The sequence below is a fragment of the Ectopseudomonas oleovorans genome (genome assembly GCF_029845265.1).
In the GTDB taxonomy this organism is placed as follows: Bacteria; Pseudomonadota; Gammaproteobacteria; order Pseudomonadales; family Pseudomonadaceae; genus Aquipseudomonas; species Aquipseudomonas oleovorans.
In genome coordinates this window covers 24,012-41,374 of the sequence record NZ_JAOCLK010000030.1, presented here as the reverse complement: position 1 = coordinate 41,374, position 17,363 = coordinate 24,012, and the positions used below count along the sequence as shown (strand labels likewise).

General features: G+C 61.4%; 14 protein-coding genes and 1 pseudogene. 9 read left to right on the top strand and 6 right to left on the bottom strand.

From position 1 onward, the window contains the following. Window positions 1-26 precede the first annotated feature (26 nt). The 5 genes from N5J71_RS15460 (at window position 27) to recX (ending at window position 4,335) form a co-directional block, all read left to right on the top strand. Window positions 27-464: a LexA family protein gene (locus tag N5J71_RS15460; RefSeq protein ID WP_031690419.1), complete on the top strand. Its 438-nt coding sequence runs from the start codon at window positions 27-29 to the stop codon at window positions 462-464. Continuing rightward, window positions 457-1,731, top strand: a complete 1,275-nt coding sequence (umuC, locus tag N5J71_RS15455) for a translesion error-prone DNA polymerase V subunit UmuC (protein ID WP_031690420.1) — start codon at window positions 457-459, stop codon at window positions 1,729-1,731. Before N5J71_RS15460 ends, umuC begins: the two co-directional genes overlap by 8 nt. 499 nt (window positions 1,732-2,230) lie before the next feature. Further along, window positions 2,231-2,731: a CinA family protein gene (locus N5J71_RS15450; protein ID WP_104730259.1), complete on the top strand. Its 501-nt coding sequence runs from the start codon at window positions 2,231-2,233 to the stop codon at window positions 2,729-2,731. Between the two features lie 87 nt (window positions 2,732-2,818). Continuing rightward, window positions 2,819-3,862 carry a recombinase RecA gene (gene recA, locus N5J71_RS15445; RefSeq protein ID WP_003462016.1) on the top strand — a complete coding sequence of 348 codons (1,044 nt, stop codon included), beginning with the start codon at window positions 2,819-2,821 and terminating at the stop codon, window positions 3,860-3,862. A gap of 11 nt (window positions 3,863-3,873) precedes the next feature. After that, window positions 3,874-4,335, top strand: coding sequence for a recombination regulator RecX (gene recX, locus N5J71_RS15440; protein ID WP_279917181.1), 462 nt, complete (start codon window positions 3,874-3,876; stop codon window positions 4,333-4,335). A gap of 13 nt (window positions 4,336-4,348) precedes the next feature. Here the strand turns inward: recX and N5J71_RS15435 are convergent, their stop codons facing one another. Further along, complete coding sequence (locus tag N5J71_RS15435) at window positions 4,349-5,230, bottom strand: DUF6685 family protein (RefSeq protein ID WP_074855930.1); 882 nt, start codon at window positions 5,228-5,230, stop codon at window positions 4,349-4,351. Between the two features lie 144 nt (window positions 5,231-5,374). On the opposite strand from N5J71_RS15435, the gene N5J71_RS15430 reads away from it, so the two are divergent. Further along, window positions 5,375-5,596, top strand: coding sequence for a DUF2835 domain-containing protein (locus tag N5J71_RS15430; protein ID WP_003462010.1), 222 nt, complete (start codon window positions 5,375-5,377; stop codon window positions 5,594-5,596). Between the two features lie 86 nt (window positions 5,597-5,682). Continuing rightward, on the top strand, window positions 5,683-6,705 hold the full coding sequence (locus N5J71_RS15425; RefSeq protein ID WP_074855931.1) for a quinone-dependent dihydroorotate dehydrogenase: 1,023 nt from the start codon (window positions 5,683-5,685) through the stop codon (window positions 6,703-6,705). Window positions 6,706-6,798: 93 nt separating this feature from the next. Here the strand turns inward: N5J71_RS15425 and rmf are convergent, their stop codons facing one another. Then, window positions 6,799-7,014, bottom strand: a complete 216-nt coding sequence (gene rmf / locus N5J71_RS15420; RefSeq protein ID WP_003244273.1) for a ribosome modulation factor — start codon at window positions 7,012-7,014, stop codon at window positions 6,799-6,801. 418 nt (window positions 7,015-7,432) lie between these two features. Between rmf and rlmKL the strand changes: the two genes are divergently transcribed. Beyond that, window positions 7,433-9,613: a bifunctional 23S rRNA (guanine(2069)-N(7))-methyltransferase RlmK/23S rRNA (guanine(2445)-N(2))-methyltransferase RlmL gene (rlmKL, locus tag N5J71_RS15415; RefSeq protein ID WP_279917180.1), complete on the top strand. Its 2,181-nt coding sequence runs from the start codon at window positions 7,433-7,435 to the stop codon at window positions 9,611-9,613. A gap of 75 nt (window positions 9,614-9,688) precedes the next feature. On the opposite strand, the gene dacB is transcribed toward rlmKL, so the two are convergent. Continuing rightward, window positions 9,689-11,125 carry a D-alanyl-D-alanine carboxypeptidase/D-alanyl-D-alanine endopeptidase gene (gene dacB / locus N5J71_RS15410; protein WP_003462004.1) on the bottom strand — a complete coding sequence of 479 codons (1,437 nt, stop codon included), beginning with the start codon at window positions 11,123-11,125 and terminating at the stop codon, window positions 9,689-9,691. Between the two features lie 248 nt (window positions 11,126-11,373). On the opposite strand from dacB, the gene N5J71_RS15405 reads away from it, so the two are divergent. Further along, window positions 11,374-11,715 (top strand): YggL family protein, encoded by a 342-nt coding sequence (locus N5J71_RS15405; RefSeq protein WP_003462002.1) that lies wholly within the window; start codon window positions 11,374-11,376, stop codon window positions 11,713-11,715. Window positions 11,716-11,851: 136 nt separating this feature from the next. Here the strand turns inward: N5J71_RS15405 and N5J71_RS15400 are convergent. The 3 genes and pseudogenes from N5J71_RS15400 to N5J71_RS15390 all read right to left on the bottom strand — a co-directional run bounded on the left by N5J71_RS15400 (window position 11,852) and on the right by N5J71_RS15390 (window position 17,281). Continuing rightward, window positions 11,852-14,802: pseudogene (locus tag N5J71_RS15400) on the bottom strand (HD domain-containing phosphohydrolase). Window positions 14,803-14,872: 70 nt separating this feature from the next. After that, complete coding sequence (locus N5J71_RS15395) at window positions 14,873-15,937, bottom strand: FUSC family protein (protein WP_279533611.1); 1,065 nt, start codon at window positions 15,935-15,937, stop codon at window positions 14,873-14,875. A gap of 12 nt (window positions 15,938-15,949) precedes the next feature. Then, the gene (locus tag N5J71_RS15390) at window positions 15,950-17,281 is read right to left on the bottom strand and encodes a deoxyguanosinetriphosphate triphosphohydrolase (protein ID WP_074855936.1); all 1,332 of its coding nucleotides are present in this window, start codon (window positions 17,279-17,281) and stop codon (window positions 15,950-15,952) included. Window positions 17,282-17,363: the final 82 nt, after the last annotated feature.

Genomic DNA, 17,363 nt, shown 5'->3' with positions numbered 1-17,363 from the left:
CAGTAATCTTGAGCAGGCATCCCTCAATGGCAACCGCAGTATTTGTCGGTCCCCTGAGCAGTTCGGCTATAGAGCTGCCCTTTTTTTCTTTCCGCATTCCGGCCGGCTTCCCGAGCCCTGCGCAGGACCATCTTGAGCAGAAGCTATCCCTAGATGAGCTGCTGGATATCGACGCGCCTCACACATACCTGGTGCGCGTGATCGGCGACAGTATGACCGGCGTGGGGATCTTTGAGGGTGACATCCTCATAGTCAGCAAGGCACTGCCCGTGCAGCACGGCGATATTGTTGTGGCTGAGCTGAACGGGGAAACCTTTGTCAAACGCCTTTCGCGCCAAGGCCTGCAGTACGTGCTGTGCTCCGAAAATCCCAAGTACCCACCGCGCTTTGTGATAGAGGGCGATGAGCTGGTGATCTGGGGTGTAGTAACAGACAGTCTGCGGCGACATCGGCGCCATGCATGAGCCCACTATTGCCCTTATTGACTGCAATAGCTTCTATGCAAGCTGTGAGCGTGTGTTCAGACCAGACCTGCGCCGCACGCCCATCGTGGTACTGAGCAACAACGATGGCTGTGTGATTGCCCGCTCTGCAGATGCCAAGCCCTATGTGAAAATGGGTGCGCCCTGGTTCGAGATAAAGAACGATGTAAGGCGCTGGGGCATAGTCCCTTTCTCAAGTAACTACGCGCTGTATGGCGACATCAGCGAACGAGTGATGACAGTTATCGAAAGTCTCGTTCCGGCGCTGGAGGTGTACAGCATTGATGAGGCCTTTGCCGACTTGACCGGCATGCCTGGCTCAATGGAGGCGCTCGGCCGAGAGATCCGAGCCCAAGTTCTGCAGCGCACAGGTATCCCAACTGGCGTTGGCATTGCGCATACCAAGACCCTAGCAAAGCTGGCTAACTATGCCGCTAAAAAGTGGCAGGCGCAGACCGGAGGTGTGGTTGATCTGCGCGACCCGGAGCGGCGCGACAAGGTGCTCAAGGTAACGCCGGTTGAGGAAGTGTGGGGCGTTGGCCGTCGCATGACTGCGCATCTACAGGGCATGAGCATTAAGACAGCTTGGGAGTTATCGCGTGCCGATCCCTGGGCCCTGCGTAAGCAATTCAGCGTAGTGATCGAGAAAACAGCTCGCGAGTTACGCGGCACTGCCTGCCTCGCGCTGGAGGAAGTCGCGCAGCCTAAGCAGGAAATCTGCTGCAGCCGCGCATTTGGTAAGCGCCTGCGCGAGATCGGACCGATCCGTGAGGCGGTCGCCACCTACGCCGCCCGAGCCTGTGAAAAGCTGCGTGCTCAGCAGTCCCTCACTAAGCGGGTGCGCGTGAGTATCCGCACCGGCATGTTCAAATCGGATGAAGTGAAGTACGCGAAGGGCATTATTTGCGAGCTCCCATACCCAACAGACGACACGCGTGTGATTACCCGCGCCGCCATGGCTGGGATTGATCATCTGTTCAGGGATGGATTCGCATATGCCAAGGCCGAGATCCTGCTGCTGGATCTACGCCAGCGTGGCGAGTTCACTGACGATCTGTTTGCAGAGACTCAGCCGGTGATCGCAGAGCAAGTGATGGGTGTGCTCGATGAGATCAACGCCAAGTGGGGGCGCGGAACGTTGCGGCCGGGCAGAGTAACCATAGCGCCGGGCTGGGGAATGAAGCGCGACATGATGAGTCCGAGCTATACCACTCGGTGGGATCAGCTGTGGACGGTGAAGGCAGTGTAGAAAAAAAGGAAAGGCCCGGTGTCGCAGGATTACCTGCGGCACCGGGCTTTTTTTGTGCCTGAAATTAATGGGGCAAAATTGGGGCAAGTTATACGCCACTACATGCCACCCAATGCCGTTTAAGGTGCGCTCTTGTTTGTTGCTTATTAGCTTGAAGCCTTTACGCGCCGGGCCTTTCGCGCATTTCTCAGGGTTACTGCCACACAATCGGGGTGTGGGCGGAGAGATCGGTCATGCCGGGCCTTACGTGCGGTGGGTGTGACGAAGCCGAGAATTTTCCCACACTTCGACCGTTGCGTGGGTGCGATTCGTTGTTGATTCGGACTCAGCCGGGTATCTATGTCCGGCCTGGGATGGCGTCTCTGGTCGGAACCCCCGCGTCGCCTTCCTGCCTGAGTCTTTCTTGTTCCTGCGCAACGATTCGCAGGTGGCGGAGTCTGTGGTCTCCATCGACCGTGCAAGCTGTGTAGGGTTTGCAGCTCACGATGGAGGTATGAATATGGACAGAATCAGCGAGTTGGCTGAGCTACTGGGCGAGGCTCTAAAGACGCAGGGGGCTCAAGTCACCACGGCTGAGTCGTGCACGGGAGGTGGTATCGCTGAGGCCATCACGCGCATCCCCGGCTGTTCGGCCTGGTTCGAAGCCGGCTATGTCACCTATTCCAATGCACAGAAGAGCAAGCAACTGGCAGTTCCGGCCGAATTGTTCAGCAGTGTGGGCGCCGTCAGCCGCGAAGTGGTCGAAGCGATGGTGCGTGGCGCTCAAGCCAATAGCGGGGCGCGCTATGCGGTGGCTGTCAGCGGGGTGGCGGGGCCGGGCGGTGGCTCTGTGGAGAAACCGGTCGGTACCGTCTGGTTGGCCTGGGGCGATGGCGAGCGTCTTTTCAGTGTGCGCAAGCAGTTCGCTGGTAACCGCGATGAGGTGCGCCGACAAACGGTCGAGGCCGCTCTGGCGGGGCTTCTGCGCCTGTTGGAGGAGGAAAATCCGCTTGTGGGGTAGGCGGGCGACTTGCCCTGTGGAATAATACTGGCTACTTATACAGTTGTCGGCGGCCCTCGAGGCCCTTGTTAATACGTGAGGATGGTAATGGACGAGAACAAGAAGCGCGCGTTGGCGGCTGCCCTGGGTCAGATCGAGAAGCAGTTCGGCAAGGGTGCGGTCATGCGCATGGGCGACCATGAGCGTCAGGCCATTCCGGCCATCTCCACCGGTTCGCTGGGGCTGGATATCGCGCTGGGCATCGGCGGTTTGCCAAAAGGCCGTATTGTTGAAATCTACGGCCCAGAATCCTCCGGTAAGACCACGCTGACCTTGTCGGTGATCGCCGAAGCGCAGAAGCTTGGCGCCACCTGTGCCTTCGTCGATGCCGAGCACGCACTGGATCCGGATTATGCCGGCAAGCTCGGCGTCAACGTCGATGACCTGCTGGTATCGCAACCGGACACCGGTGAACAGGCGCTGGAAATCACCGACATGCTGGTGCGCTCCAATGCCATTGACGTGATCATCGTCGACTCCGTGGCGGCTCTGGTGCCCAAGGCGGAAATCGAAGGCGAAATGGGTGACATGCACGTCGGTCTGCAGGCGCGCCTGATGAGCCAGGCGCTGCGTAAGATCACCGGTAACATCAAGAACGCCAACTGCCTAGTGATCTTCATCAACCAGATTCGCATGAAGATCGGTGTGATGTTCGGAAGCCCGGAAACCACCACCGGTGGTAACGCGTTGAAGTTCTATGCCTCGGTTCGATTGGACATCCGTCGTACCGGCGCGGTGAAGGAAGGCGAAGAGGTCGTGGGTAGCGAAACCCGCGTGAAGGTTGTCAAGAACAAGGTCGCGCCACCGTTTCGTCAGGCCGAGTTCCAGATTCTCTATGGCAAGGGCATCTACCGTAATGGCGAGATCATCGATCTCGGCGTGCAACAGGGTCTGGTCGAGAAGTCGGGTGCCTGGTACAGCTACAAGGGCAACAAGATCGGTCAAGGCAAGGCCAATGCGGCCAAGTACCTGGAAGACAACCAGGAAGTGGCGCGCGAGATCGAAGGTCTGATTCGCGAGAAGTTGCTGGTCAGCAGTGCTCCGGCCAAGGCTCCGGCTGCCGATCTGGCTGATGCTGAAGTCGACTTCTAAGTCGTCAGAGCATGACCGTCGTACTGGATAACCCGCTCGCCGTCAGGCGGGCGGCCATGGATCTGCTGGCGCGACGTGAGCATGGGCGTGTCGAGCTTACGCGCAAGTTGCGCAAGCGTGGCGCCCCCGAGGACATGATCGACACGGCCTTGCAGCAGCTGTCAGAGGAGGGCTTGCTATCCGAGGCCCGCTATCTGGAAAGCTTCGTCGCTTATCGTGCGCGTGCTGGTTACGGTCCGCTGCGTATTCGTGAGGAGCTCGGCCAGCGTGGGCTCGCGCGTGGTGATATCGATCAGGCTCTGAATGAAAGTGGTATCGACTGGTTCGAGCAGTTGCGTGAAACCTGGCAGCGCAAGTTTGCCGGTCGGCTTCCGGGTGATGCTCGTGAGCGTGCTCAACAAGGCCGGTTCCTGGCCTACCGTGGCTATTCGCTGGATATGATTGGGCGTCTGTTGCGCGGTTGCGACGAATAGCTCGTCAGTCTGCTCAGGCTGGCTGAACGGCCAACTGACGTAGATGGCTCGGCACGTCTTGTGCGCCGGCCAGGCGCAGTCCCTCGCCAAGCGCAGTGGCTTCCTGATGCTCTTTGGGCAGGAGGAGGAACTCTGGGGTGCCGGCTTTCTTCAGTAGTGACAGGCGCGCATAGGGTATGCCGTTGTCCAGTAGCAGTCCCATGAAGCTGGGGTCGCTCCAAGCCGCTTCTGGCATGGCCAGTACGTGATAGCGCTTTTGCAGGTTGTCCAGGCCCGCTTCATTCAAACGATAGCGAACCAGATTGGCTGGCAGCAGCACTTCCAGTTCGCGTCTGCGCGCATAGGCGATTGCTCCAGCGAAGGCTTCGCCTTGCACATCCCCTGACCAGAAGGTGCGTGAGCCGCGCCAGTTGGCCTGACGCAGCTCGATCGGTTCGCCAGCGAGAAAACGCGGCAACGCCAGGCCGATGGTTTTGACGAAATCCTTGTAGCTGATGATGCGCACCTGCTTGCAGTGTTCGCTTGCTGCGTAGTCTTCGAAGCTCACGTAGCCTGGCGCAGGGCAAGGGTAGGCGAAGCCGTCGATCAGGCGCAGATCGAAAGTCTGCAGTTGCTGCATTTGCGCTTCCACTACTTGAGTCAGCGCTGAATGTGCCTGTGCTTTGTCTTCCTGTACCGGGCCGGAGAGTGCGCCGCGAGGCAGGTTGAGCAGAAGCTGCAATTGCGGGCCGTCATGCCAACCAATACTTTCGACCGCTGCAGGCAACGGTTTGAATGGCAGGCGCAGGGCGCTGGCTCTGGCGAATATCTGTCGTGAGTTGCGGCCGAGCAGACCCATGCGCTGGGCCAGGGCTGCCAGGCGGCTACTGAGAGTTGAGGATTCGGACAGGCTCATGGCCGGCAGATCGCTCCTGAAGCGTCTGCTGCAGTGTGGCAGACGCGGATGGCTATTGCCCATATAGCGTAGCGCGGGGCGGGAGTGCCTGTCGCGTTGCGGGTCTGTGGCAAAATAGCCGCATTCATTTGCGAGGGTGCCTCCATGCCTAGCTTGGTGCTGGATATTGCGTTATCGGCCGAACGATTGCAGGCCATCTATCGTGGCCAGGCCAACCGGATTATGGCGCAAAGCCGGGATGGGCGTCGCGTCAGTTTGCCGGCCCACCATCTGCGGCCGTATCTGACTCACGCCGGTATCTTTGGTTCCTTCGTACTGGAATTCAGTAACTCCGGCGAGCTGCTGAGTTTACGCCCTTTGGACTGATCTGGCGCGCTTGCCTCGCGCCGACGACGCCTGCGCGGCTATAATCGCCGGCTGCCAACCCTCTACCTGTCGAGCTGAGCCTGATCATGTACTCCCTGGCCCGCGAGCTGCTGTTCAAACTGTCCCCGGAAACCTCTCATGAGCTGTCCATCGATCTGATCGGTGCAGGTGGCCGGCTGGGGCTCAATGGCTTGCTGACCAAGGCGCCGACCAGCCTGCCAGTAAACGTGATGGGTTTGCAGTTCGCCAATCCGGTCGGTCTGGCGGCAGGGCTGGACAAGAACGGCGATGCTATCGATGGTTTCGCCCAGCTCGGCTTCGGTTTCGTCGAGATCGGCACCGTTACCCCGCGTCCGCAGCCGGGCAACCCCAAGCCGCGACTGTTTCGTCTGCCGGAGGCCGAGGCGGTGATCAACCGCATGGGTTTCAACAACCATGGTGTCGATCGCCTGCTCGAGCGGGTCAAGGCAGCTAAGTTCAAGGGTGTGCTGGGTATCAATATCGGCAAGAACTTCGATACGCCAGTCGAGCGGGCGGTGGACGATTACCTGGTCTGCCTGGACAAGGTGTATGCCCATGCCAGCTACGTTACGGTCAACGTCAGCTCACCTAATACGCCGGGGCTGCGCAGTCTGCAGTTCGGCGATTCGCTGAAGGAGTTGCTCGAGGCGCTGCGTCGTCGTCAGGAGGATCTGGCTCAGGAGCACGGTAAGCGCGTACCGCTGGCGATCAAGATCGCCCCGGACATGAGTGACGAAGAAACCGCGCTGGTGGCATCAGCGCTGCTGGGCGCAGATATGGATGCGGTGATCGCCACCAATACCACGCTCAGTCGCGAAGGTGTCGAAGGTCTGGCCCATGGGGATGAGGCCGGCGGCTTGTCGGGCGCGCCGGTACGCGACAAGAGTACGCATATCGTCAAGGTGCTGGCGGGTGAACTGTCAGGTCGTTTGCCGATCATCGCGGTCGGCGGTATTACCGAGGGCAAGCATGCAGCAGAGAAGATCGCGGCCGGGGCGAGCCTGGTGCAGATTTATTCGGGATTCATCTACAAGGGGCCGGCGCTGATTCGCGAGGCAGTGGATGCGATTGCCGCGCTGCGCAAATAAGCCGCTTAAATGAATAGGGCTCCCGAAGGAGCCCCTGGGCTTGCGCCCGCCGCCCGGAGGGGGTCGGCATGGTGAAGTCGGGTGTGATCCTGATCAGCCGACAGCGTGAAGTTCGTTGAGTCGATGAATACCGGCCGTACCGGTCAGCCCATCCCAGTTGTCACCACGGCCCTCACGCCAGCCATTGAGCCAGGCCTGACGAACCGAAGGTAGGGTAAAGGGGCAGAGTTCGCGGGATTTACCATTGATGCCGTACTGATAACCGCGCAAAAAAGCTCTTTCTAACGGATCACGCTTAAGTCTTCTCATAGGGTGTTGCCCTCACTGTTGACTGTTATGTCCCGTTGGCCTTGTGGCAAGGCCGGGCAGACGTTCTATCTGCCAACGAAAGTCCACTGCCGGCGTGGCGAACTTTCTGCGCCTTCGCCGTTGCAGCGAAAGCTCTAGGTAGTGTTCTAACGAATGCACCGAGGCCTGTGAATGATCGATTTGTCATAAGGGCGTAACCTAAATGCAGGTGAGGCCATAAGGGCGCTGGAGATACGTCCAGCACCTTTCAGCCAGACGCCGTCGTATCTGGCTATGCGAGCCGATACCGTCATTTTGATACTGCAAATGAGAGTGCTTACATATTCCGACGAAGGGTCGCGCTGTGACTTTTTGTCACTTATTTTGAGTCGAGGTGCATCGCTGTACCTCCCTGATTGCCATAGGCAGTGGAACATCCATGTCTGAACGTTACGAAATCGTACTGACCTGCCCCAAAGGGCTTGAAGGCCTGTTGCTGGAAGAGGCCAAGGCGCTGGGCCTGGAGGAGGTGCGCGAGCAGACTGCTGCAGTACGTGGCCATGCCGAGATCGAAGTGGCCTATCGCCTGTGCCTGTGGTCGCGCCTGGCCAACCGCGTGCTGCTGGTGCTGTCGCGCTTTGCCATGAATAACGCCGACGAGCTTTATGACGGCGTGCAGGCAGTAGACTGGCGCGACCATCTGGAGTCGTCCGGCAGCCTGGCGGTGGAGTTCAGTGGCAATGGTTCGGGCATCGACAACACCCACTTCGGCGCGCTCAAGGTCAAGGACGCGATCGTCGACCGCCTGCGCACGGCCGGGGGCGAACGGCCCAGCATCGACAAACTCAATCCTGATTTGCGCGTGCACCTGCGCCTGGATCGCGGTGAGGCGGTGCTGTCCCTGGACCTCTCCGGCCACAGCCTGCACCAGCGTGGTTACCGCCTACAGCAGGGAGCGGCGCCGCTGAAAGAGAACCTGGCGGCGGCAGTGTTGATCCGTGCCGGTTGGCCACGCATTGCTGCCGAGGGTGGCGCCTTGGCCGACCCGATGTGCGGTGTAGGTACCTTCCTGGTGGAGGCAGCGCTGATGGCTGCCGATATCGCCCCCAATCTCAGGCGTGAGCGTTGGGGGTTTTCCAACTGGCTCGGCCATGTGCCGGCCATCTGGAAAAAACTGCATGCCGAGGCCGAAGCGCGCGCTGCGGCCGGCCTGGCCAAACCACCGCTGTGGATTCGTGGTTATGAAGCCGACCCGCGTCTGATTCAGCCAGGGCGCAACAACGTCGAGCGCGCCGGATTATCCGACTGGGTGAAGATCTATCAGGGTGAACTGGGCAGTTTCGAGCCGCGCCCGGATCAGAATCAGAAAGGTCTGGTGATCAGCAATCCGCCCTACGGCGAACGCTTGGGCGACGAAGCCAGCTTGCTGTACCTCTACCAGAACCTCGGCGAGCGCCTGCGTCAGGCCTGCCTGGGCTGGGAGGCAGCGGTATTCACCGGCGCGCCCGAATTGGGCAAGCGCATGGGTCTGCGCAGCCATAAGCAGTACGCGTTCTGGAACGGCGCACTGCCCTGCAAACTGCTGTTGATCAAGGTGCAGACCGAGCAGTTCGTCACCGCCGAACGGCGTGCGCGCGAGGACGATCAGCAGCCAGCGAACGAGGCGCCGCAACAGGCGCGCCTGTCCGAAGGCGGGCAGATGTTCGCCAACCGCCTGCAGAAGAACCTCAAGCAACTGGGCAAATGGGCGCGTCGTGAGGGGGTCGAATGCTACCGCCTGTACGATGCCGATATGCCCGAGTATGCCGTGGCGGTCGATCTGTACCGCGACTGGGTGCACGTACAGGAATATGCCGCGCCACGTTCGGTCGACCCGGACAAGGCCCAGGCGCGGCTGCTCGATGCCTTGGCCGCAATCCCACAGGCGCTGGGCGTGGCGCAGAGTCGCGTGGTGATCAAGCGCCGTGAGCGCCAGACCGGTACCAAGCAGTATCAGCGTCAGGCCGCGCAGGGCGAGTTCATGGAGGTGAATGAAGGCGGGGTCAAGCTGCTGGTCAACCTCACCGACTATCTGGATACCGGGCTGTTCCTCGATCACCGTCCGTTGCGCCTGCGTCTGCAGCGCGAGGCCGCTGGCAAGCGCTTCCTCAACCTGTTCTGTTACACCGCGACGGCTACCGTGTATGCGGCCAAGGGTGGTGCGCGCAGCACCACCAGCGTGGATCTGTCGAAAACTTACCTGGACTGGGCGCGGCGTAATCTCGCGCTCAACGGTTTTTCCGACAAGCACCGTCTGGAGCAGGGCGACGTGATGACCTGGCTGGCAGAGGATCGCGGTGAGTACGAGCTGATCTTCATCGACCCGCCGACTTTCTCCAACTCCAAGCGCATGGAAGGCGTGTTCGATGTGCAGCGTGACCACGTCGAGTTGCTCGACCTGGCCATGGCGCGCCTGGCCCGTGGCGGTGTGCTGTATTTCTCCAACAACTTCCGCAAGTTCCAGTTGGATGAAAGCCTGCTGGCGCGCTACCAGGTCGAAGAGATCAGTGCGCAGACGCTGGACCCGGACTTCGCCCGCAACCCGAAGATCCACCGCGCCTGGCGTTTCACTGCACGCTGACAGCGTAGCCTGGATGCAATCCGGAGCTCAGGTTCAAAAGAGCCCCCTGGATTACATCCCCGGGCTACAGCGTGGTCAGCGTTTGGGCTGCTTGTAGGTTTCCAGCAGCACCTGATCGAGGATCGAGGTGGCGCCCCAGGGTTTTGGGTCGTTGAGGATGGCCACCACAGCCCAGTCCTGGCCGTTGCTGTCGCGGCTGTAGCCGGCAATGGCGCGCACGTTGTTCAGGGTGCCGGTCTTGATGTGCGCCTCACCCACCAGCGGCGTGCGCTGCAGGCGCCGGCGCATGGTGCCGTCCATTGCCACCAGTGGCATCGAGCTGCGGAACTCGGCAGCGTAAGGGCTGCGCCAGGCCGCCTGGAGGATCAGCGCCATTTCCCGTGCGCTGATGCGTTCGGCGCGCGACAGGCCGGAGCCATTCTCCATCACCAGATGCGGCGCCGTGATGCCCTTGCGGGCTAGCCAACTGCGAATGACGCGCTGTGCGGCCATGGCGTCATCCTTGTCGGCTTCGGTACGGAACTGTGCGCCGATGCTGAGAAACAGCTGCCGAGCCATGGTGTTGTTGCTGTACTTGTTGATGTCGCGGACGATCTCCACCACATCCGGGGAGAAGGCGCGTACCAGCATGCGGGCTTTTTCCGGAACAGGGCCCAGACGGTCCTTGCCAAGAATCTTGCCGCCCAGCTCCTGCCAGATACCGCGTACCGCGCCGGCGGCGTAGCTGGGATGGTCGAGCAGCGACAGGTAGGTCTGCGCACTGCAGCCTTCAGCCAGTTGGCCGCTGACGATCAGGGTCGTGCCGTCGTACTGCTCCACCGCGTTGTAGCGGATATCGGGCCAGGCCGGACAGGTTGCAGCCTTGAGCACGCGAACCTGATTGTCGATACGGACAGTGGCGATTGGCGGGTCCATGGCGATATGCGCCTTGCCGCCTTCGGCGCGGGTGATGAAACGCTGCGCCTTGAGGTTGATCAGCAGGGAGTCGGGTTTGACCAGGAAGGGTTTGTTGGCATCGCCACCGTCATCATTGAACGCCGGCAACTGCGGGGCCACGAAGAAGCTGCGATCGAGCACCAGGTCGCCTTGAACCTGGCGCACGCCGTTGATGCGCAGATCGCGCAGCAGCAGCCAGAGTTTCTCCATGTTCAGTTTCGGGTCGCCGCCACCCTTGAGGTAGAGGTTGCCATGCAGTACACCATCCTTCAGCGGGCCGTCGGCATAGAACTCGGTCTTCCATTGATGGTTGGGCCCCAGCAATTCCAGAGCGGCATAGGTGGTCACCAGCTTCATGGTGGAGGCCGGGTTGACCGAGATATCGGCATTGAACTGCAGGCCGCCAGCTTGTCCGCCCAGAGGCACGGTCATCACCGACAGCGAGTTGTTGGAAATCTTGTTGGCCTTCAGCGCCTGCTCGACCTTGGCAGGGAGTGCGGCGTTGGCAGCGTGGCAGGACAGGGCGAGGGGGAGAAGCAGGGCGCTCAGCGCCAGATGGCGAAACCGCTGAATCATCGACAGGAACCTTCCGCAGTCAGGCGGGAGTGACGTGGGAGACAGACAAACGACAGTCCGACTCGGGGAAAAGTTGCCGGCATTATGCCGCAAGATTCTGCTCGCAGTCGGCCCCGCCGGGTTAAAAACAGTCACTGCAAACAGCTGGCGTTCAACATGTTCGAAGGGCCGGCAGGACGATACAATACGGGCGCTCTGGCGGCGAAACTGCTAGAGTGCCGCGCGTTATTACCTTTGAGGATTGTTTCATGGCGACCAACCGTTCCCGCCGTCTGCGCAAGAAGCTCTGTGTCGATGAATTCCAGGAGCTGGGCTTCGAGCTGACCCTGAACTTCAAGGCCGACTTGAGCGACCAGACCCTCGACGATTTCGTCGATCAGTTCCTCGATCAGGCCATCGCCGGCAATGGTCTGGATTACGTAGGTAGCGAAGACTTCGGTCTGGTCTGCCTGGCCAAGCGTGGCTCGGTCAACGAGGAGCAGCGTGCTGCCGTCGAGGCCTGGCTGAAAGGCCGTGACGAACTGGAGAAGTTCGAACTCAGCCCGTTGCAGGACGTCTGGTACCCGGAAAACCCGATCAACCAGGCTTGATCGCTACTCGGCGCTGGGTTCTCTGGCGCCGCCTCAGCTTTTGGCTGATCCAGGCCATAGCCTGATATCTGACTGCAGGAGCGGCTCTGCTCTCGAGTCGAAGCGTTGATCAACGTTTCGCGAGCAGAGCTCGCTCCTACAGCACTCCTGCCTTTTCCAAGACCATCTGTTCGTCCACCTGATCGATCTGTTCGGGCTGCATGAAACGTTCGGCGTAGCGCCGATAGATGCCGGCACGAATGAATAGAGCGAACAGCTGCGGGTCGATGTGCGCGTCCTTGCACATGCCGACCATGATGTTCAGCGCCTCCGACAGCGTCTTGCCTTTCTTGTAGGGGCGATCCACCGCCGTCAATGCTTCGAAGATATCGGCGATTGCCATCATGCGTGCCGGCAGGCTCATCTGTTCGCGCCTCAGGCGTTTGGGATAGCCGCTGCCGTCCATCTTCTCGTGGTGCCCGCCAGCGATCTCGGTGACGTTCTGCAGATGCTTGGGGAAGGGCAGGCGGTCGAGCATCAGGATGGTCTGCACGATGTGATGATTGATGATGTAGCGCTCCTCGGCCGTCAACGTGCCGCGGGCGATGCTCAGGTTGTGCAGCTCGCCGCGGTTGAACTTGTACGGCGGCACTTCCAGCTTGAAGCCCCAGGGATTTTCCGGCGCGATCACCTCCTGGCCAACGCGCTCGATCAGGTGTTCGGGGCGGTCGGCGAGCAGCGGTTCTTCCACCGGCAGGCTTGCAGGTGTCGAGCGTTCCAGGCGCTTGGCTTCCTCCCAGGACACGCCCAGGCGATTGTCCAGGGTGCGTAGCCAGCGGCGTTCGGCGATCTGCTGCAGGCGCGCCTGGTCGGCATCGGCCATGGCCTCGCCGCCCAGGTTGATGCGGGCGATGAAGGCGAACTCGTCGTCCAGATCGCTCAGCAACTGGTCGCGTAGCCTGGCCAGCTCCGCCTCCTCGCCACCTTCGGTGCAGGCACGCCAATAGGCGATCCAGGCATCGCGCTTGAGCACCTCGAAACGCATGCGCACTTCGTGAATGCGGTCGTACAGGGTTTCCAGTTTGGTCGCTTTGTCGACCACGTATTCCGGCGTGGTGACCTTGCCACAGTCATGCAGCCAGGCGGCGATATGCAGCGCCTCCCATTCTTCGTCGCTTGGGTTGTAATCACGAAACTCGGGGGCGTCGCTCTCGGCAGCGGCGCGCGCCAGCATCAGGGTGATTTCCGGTACGCGCTGACAGTGGCCGCCGGTATAGGGACTCTTGGCGTCGATAGCGCCGGCGATCAGCTGGATGAAGGCATCGAGCAACTGCTTCTGCCTGGCCAGCAGACGCTGGCTCTCGATGCACAGGGCTGCACTGCCTGAGACGGCGTCGACGAAGGCGACGCGATCCGGGCTGAGCATGCTTTCGTTATCTTCGCCGGTATCGCGTTGCAACAGTACCAGCACGCCAACAGTGTCGCCCTGGCGGTTATGCAGGCCGGCTGCAATCAGGTGCAGGCGTGGACTGTCCATGGCCGACAGCAGCCCTTGAAATTTACCCGCCTGATCGCAGCCGATGGAGGTGGCGATGCTGTTACCACCGCTGGCCGGGCGTTGTAACCAGGTGGGCAGGGTTGGGTCGTCATGGACCAGGCCGTGGATGCCGAGGTCGGCGAGATTGCGGCTCTGACCGTCGAGGATCAGTCCATGGGGCTCCAGGCGTCCGCTGTGGTTGTCCAGCAGGTAAAGCAGGCCGCCCTGGGCCGCGCTGATGGAGACGGTGGCGTCCATGACGCGCTTGATCAGCGCGTCGAACTGGGTTTCCGCCGAGAGGCTGGCGGCGATGTCGAGAAAGCTCGACAGGGTGTCCTTCATGCTGCTCATCGACACTGCTAGCTGGTCGACCTCGAGAATCGGCGAGCGACCGCTGGCCGGATGGGCGAAGTCGAAACGGCGGATGGCCAGCGCCTCCTGCACCAGGCTACGCAGCGGTTTGACCACCAGACGTGAAGTCAGTCAGCCCAGCGGCAGGCACAGCAGCAGGGTGGTGAGAGTGATCAGCGCGCCCTGCCAGCGGATGCGATAAGCCTCTGCCAGCAGCTCTTGCTCGGGCACCAGCAGGGCCAGATGCACCCCTGTGGGCCGCCCTCCTGAATGTGCCGGTGAGCCATGGCCCAACGCTGCTTGGCCAGTTCGACGATGCCCTCGTCTCGTTCGTTCAGTTGGCCGGACAGCAATTCGCCCAGGGCCGGATTGAGCTCGCGGACCTTGACCAGCGATACCTTGCCGTCGACCTCCTTGAGCAGGCGGTTGCTCTCGGGGTAGGCCACGGCATTGCCGTCGTTGTCGGCGAGTACTACCTGACTGTTGGGGGTGACGCGGTGGCTGGCCAAGGTGGCCGAGAGATCGTCGAGCGTCAGGTCGGCGCCGATCACGGTGGTCAGGCCGCTGCGCCTGGCCAATGTGGTGCCGATTTCCTGGGTGGAGAAGAACAGATAGGGCGCGGTGGTGATCTGTCCACCATCGCCGCGCGCGCGCTTGAACCAGTCGCGCTGCCTGGGATCGTAAGGCTCGCTGAGTTTCTGCCGGCGGCTGAGCGGGTTCAGTGAGCCGTCATAGAACAGGTAATCGCTGTCGGTCCCGGCGCTGCTGCGGTCGATGGCCCAGACCTGATAAGCCGCTTTGTTCGGCGCGTTGAGGCGCTGCTTGAGCATGTCGTTGCGCAGCGGCCTGACCATGAAGAAGTCGCCATCCTCATAGCCAAGATAGATCGAGGCCAGTTTGGGGTTGTCGCGCAGGGCCTGAACGAACAGCGGCAGCATTTCCAGGCGTTCATCGAGCGTGTCGGCCTCGGTGGCCGGGTGCAGCGCCAGCAGGCTGAGCAGGTGGCGTATGGGGCGGTAGGTATTGTCCAGATCTCTCTGTACGTCGTGCTGGATGCGCTCGAAGAGTGTCGAACTGCTGGAGAAGATCAGCCGGCTGGTCTGCTGGTAATTGAACAACCCGAGCACGGCACCGGTGAACAGCAGCAGAAGCGTGAACAGGACACTGATATGAACGTGCAGGGGGAAACGGCGTTCTCTGGGAGCGGCGGTATTGAGCATCGCACTTCACTCCTTGCGGGCGCTGCAGGCTTGAACAGCATAGTGAAGAGTGGGCGAATCTGCCGAAAAGTTATAAAGGCTGCCGAGAATTGTCCGCGGCTTTGCTCGGTTTGTTCAGTCGCAGGCGCAAGCCATGAACCAGAAGCGCCACGGTCAGGCTCAAGGCCACGCCGATCAGCGCGTTGAGCAGGCGCACCTCCGCCAGGTGCCAGTCCTGAGCAAGGCTCTCGGCCAGGAGCACGAAGCACAGGCTGGTCTGCAGCACGAACAAGCCGTAGTGATTGGCCTGCAGCGCACGGCTGAGAATCACCAGCACCAGCAAGGTGATGACCATCGTCGGGGGGCTTTGCAGGCTGTGACCGAAGACGATCAGCAGGCCGGCGGCAGCGAGGCTGGCCAGGCTCGCTTGCAGCGCTCGAACCAGGCTGCCCTGGAATTCCAACTGTAGCGTGCTGATGACGGTCAGCGTCAGCCAGTAACCCCGCGACAGGCCGGCCAGATTGACGATCAGCCCTGACGCGGCAAAAGCCAGCATGCAGGCCAGGGCATGCAGACGCCATTGCTGACGAGGCAGGCGCTGCGCGTGGCGCTTGAGTACCTTGAGAATGGCCAGGAAGCGCGGCATGTAGGGCCACATGCGCAGGCCGTGCAGGCCACGCAGGCCGAAGGCCAGCAGCATCACCCAGAGCCCGCCGAGAATGAACAGCATGGCCACCGCATAAGGGTTGTGCAGGTTGCCGATGCCGAACTGACCCTGGCCAAGGCACAGGCAGATGCTCAGGCCGATACCCAGCTTGCCGGCTTCGCTGCCGAAGCGTTGCAGCCAGGCCAGCAGCAGGCCGAAAGCAGCGAAAATGCCCAGGCTGAGCAGGGGGTGACTAGCCGCCCAGAAACCGAGGCCGGCGCTGCAGGCACCGAGGCCGGTGAGCAGCAGCATGCGCAGCATGCCGAAGCGGTGCAGCGGGTTGGCCTGGGCGGCCTGAAAGGCGCCAGCCGAGGCCCAGAGAAAACCACTGTGAGCGGTGAACAGGCCGAGCACCAGCGGCAAGGCACAACCCAGCCCGGCGACCACGGCCGGCCCCCAGGCCGGCGGGCCGGCATGCCAGGTGAAACTGTTGCGAATCAGGTTCTTCATGCGCTGTTTTCGTCAGATCGGGCTCGAACGGCCCGTCATTTCCCTCGCCATTTCCGTAGCGTAGCTGTCCGTCATGCCGGCGATGAAATCGATCACCCGCATGAACGAGCGATACAGGGGCCAGCCGGGTTCAGGCGCGTAGTAGCTGAGCAGGTCGAGGATGCGCCGGTGCTTGAACGAGAGCGCACGCCCACTGTGCAGCTCCAGTGCTGCACCGCAGAAGGCGTTGAGGAGAATTTCCAGCGTGGTGTAGGCGCCGATTTCATGCAGCGTCTTGCGCTTGTCGTGGAAGATCTTCTCGCGTGCCAGTGACTTCGCGCTCTGCACGCAGTGCTTGGCCGCGCCGTGCATGTGCTCGACCAGATCGCCCTGCAGGCCACCACCCAGCAGGGCGTGCTGTTGCTCGACGAAGGCGCCGGCCGCGGCGTTGGTCAGGTGTTCGATGGCCTTGCCGCGCAGGATCGCCAGCTTGCGTCGGCGTGAGTCCTTGGGGCCGAGCTGGCGATAGGTTTCCGGCAGATCATCGCCCACCAGGTCGAGCAGCAATGCCTCCACTTCGGTGTAGTCGAGCAGTTCCATCTCCACGCCGTCTTCCAGGTCGATCAGGCCGTAGCAGATGTCGTCCGCCGCTTCCATCAGGTAGACCAGCGGGTGACGCGCCCAGCGCTGCGTTTCCAGTTGCGGCAGTTCAAGCTTGGCGGCGATCTGTTCGAGTAGCGGCAGCTCGCTCTGGTAGCAGCCGAACTTGTGTTTCTTGTAGCCCTGTGCGTCCGCATGGCGGGCCGTCCAGGGGTACTTGAGGTAGGTGCCGAGGGTGGCGTAGGTCAGCCGTGTACCGCCGTCGAACTGGTGGTACTCCAGCTGGGTGAGCACGCGAAAACCCTGGGCGTTACCTTCGAAATTGAGAAAATCGGCGCGTTCGGCATCGCTCATCGCATCCAGCCAGCCGCGTCCGGCGGCCTGCTGAAACCAGTGGCGAATGGCGTCTTCGCCGGAGTGGCCGAACGGCGGGTTGCCTATGTCGTGGGCCAGGCAGGCGGACTGCACCACCATGCCCAGGTCGCTTGGCGTGCACCAGTGGGGTAGGTCGTCACGCAACATCTCGCCGACGCGCATGGCCAGCGAACGGCCGACGCAGCTGACTTCCAGGGAGTGGGTCAGGCGGGTGTGGATGTGGTCGTTGCTCGACACCGGGTGCACCTGGGTCTTGCGTCCCAGGCGGCGGAAGGCACCGGAGAAGATGATGCGGTCATGGTCCTTGTGGAAAGGACTGCGTCCCAGTTCTGCAGAGCTGGGTGCAGGTTTACCGAGACGTTCGCGGGTGAGCAGGGTGTGCCAATCCAAGGCCTATCCTCGCCAAGTTGATCCAGGCCTCCTAGCTTCGGCGTTCGCGCAGCGCAGCGCAACCCGAGGCAAGGATGATGAT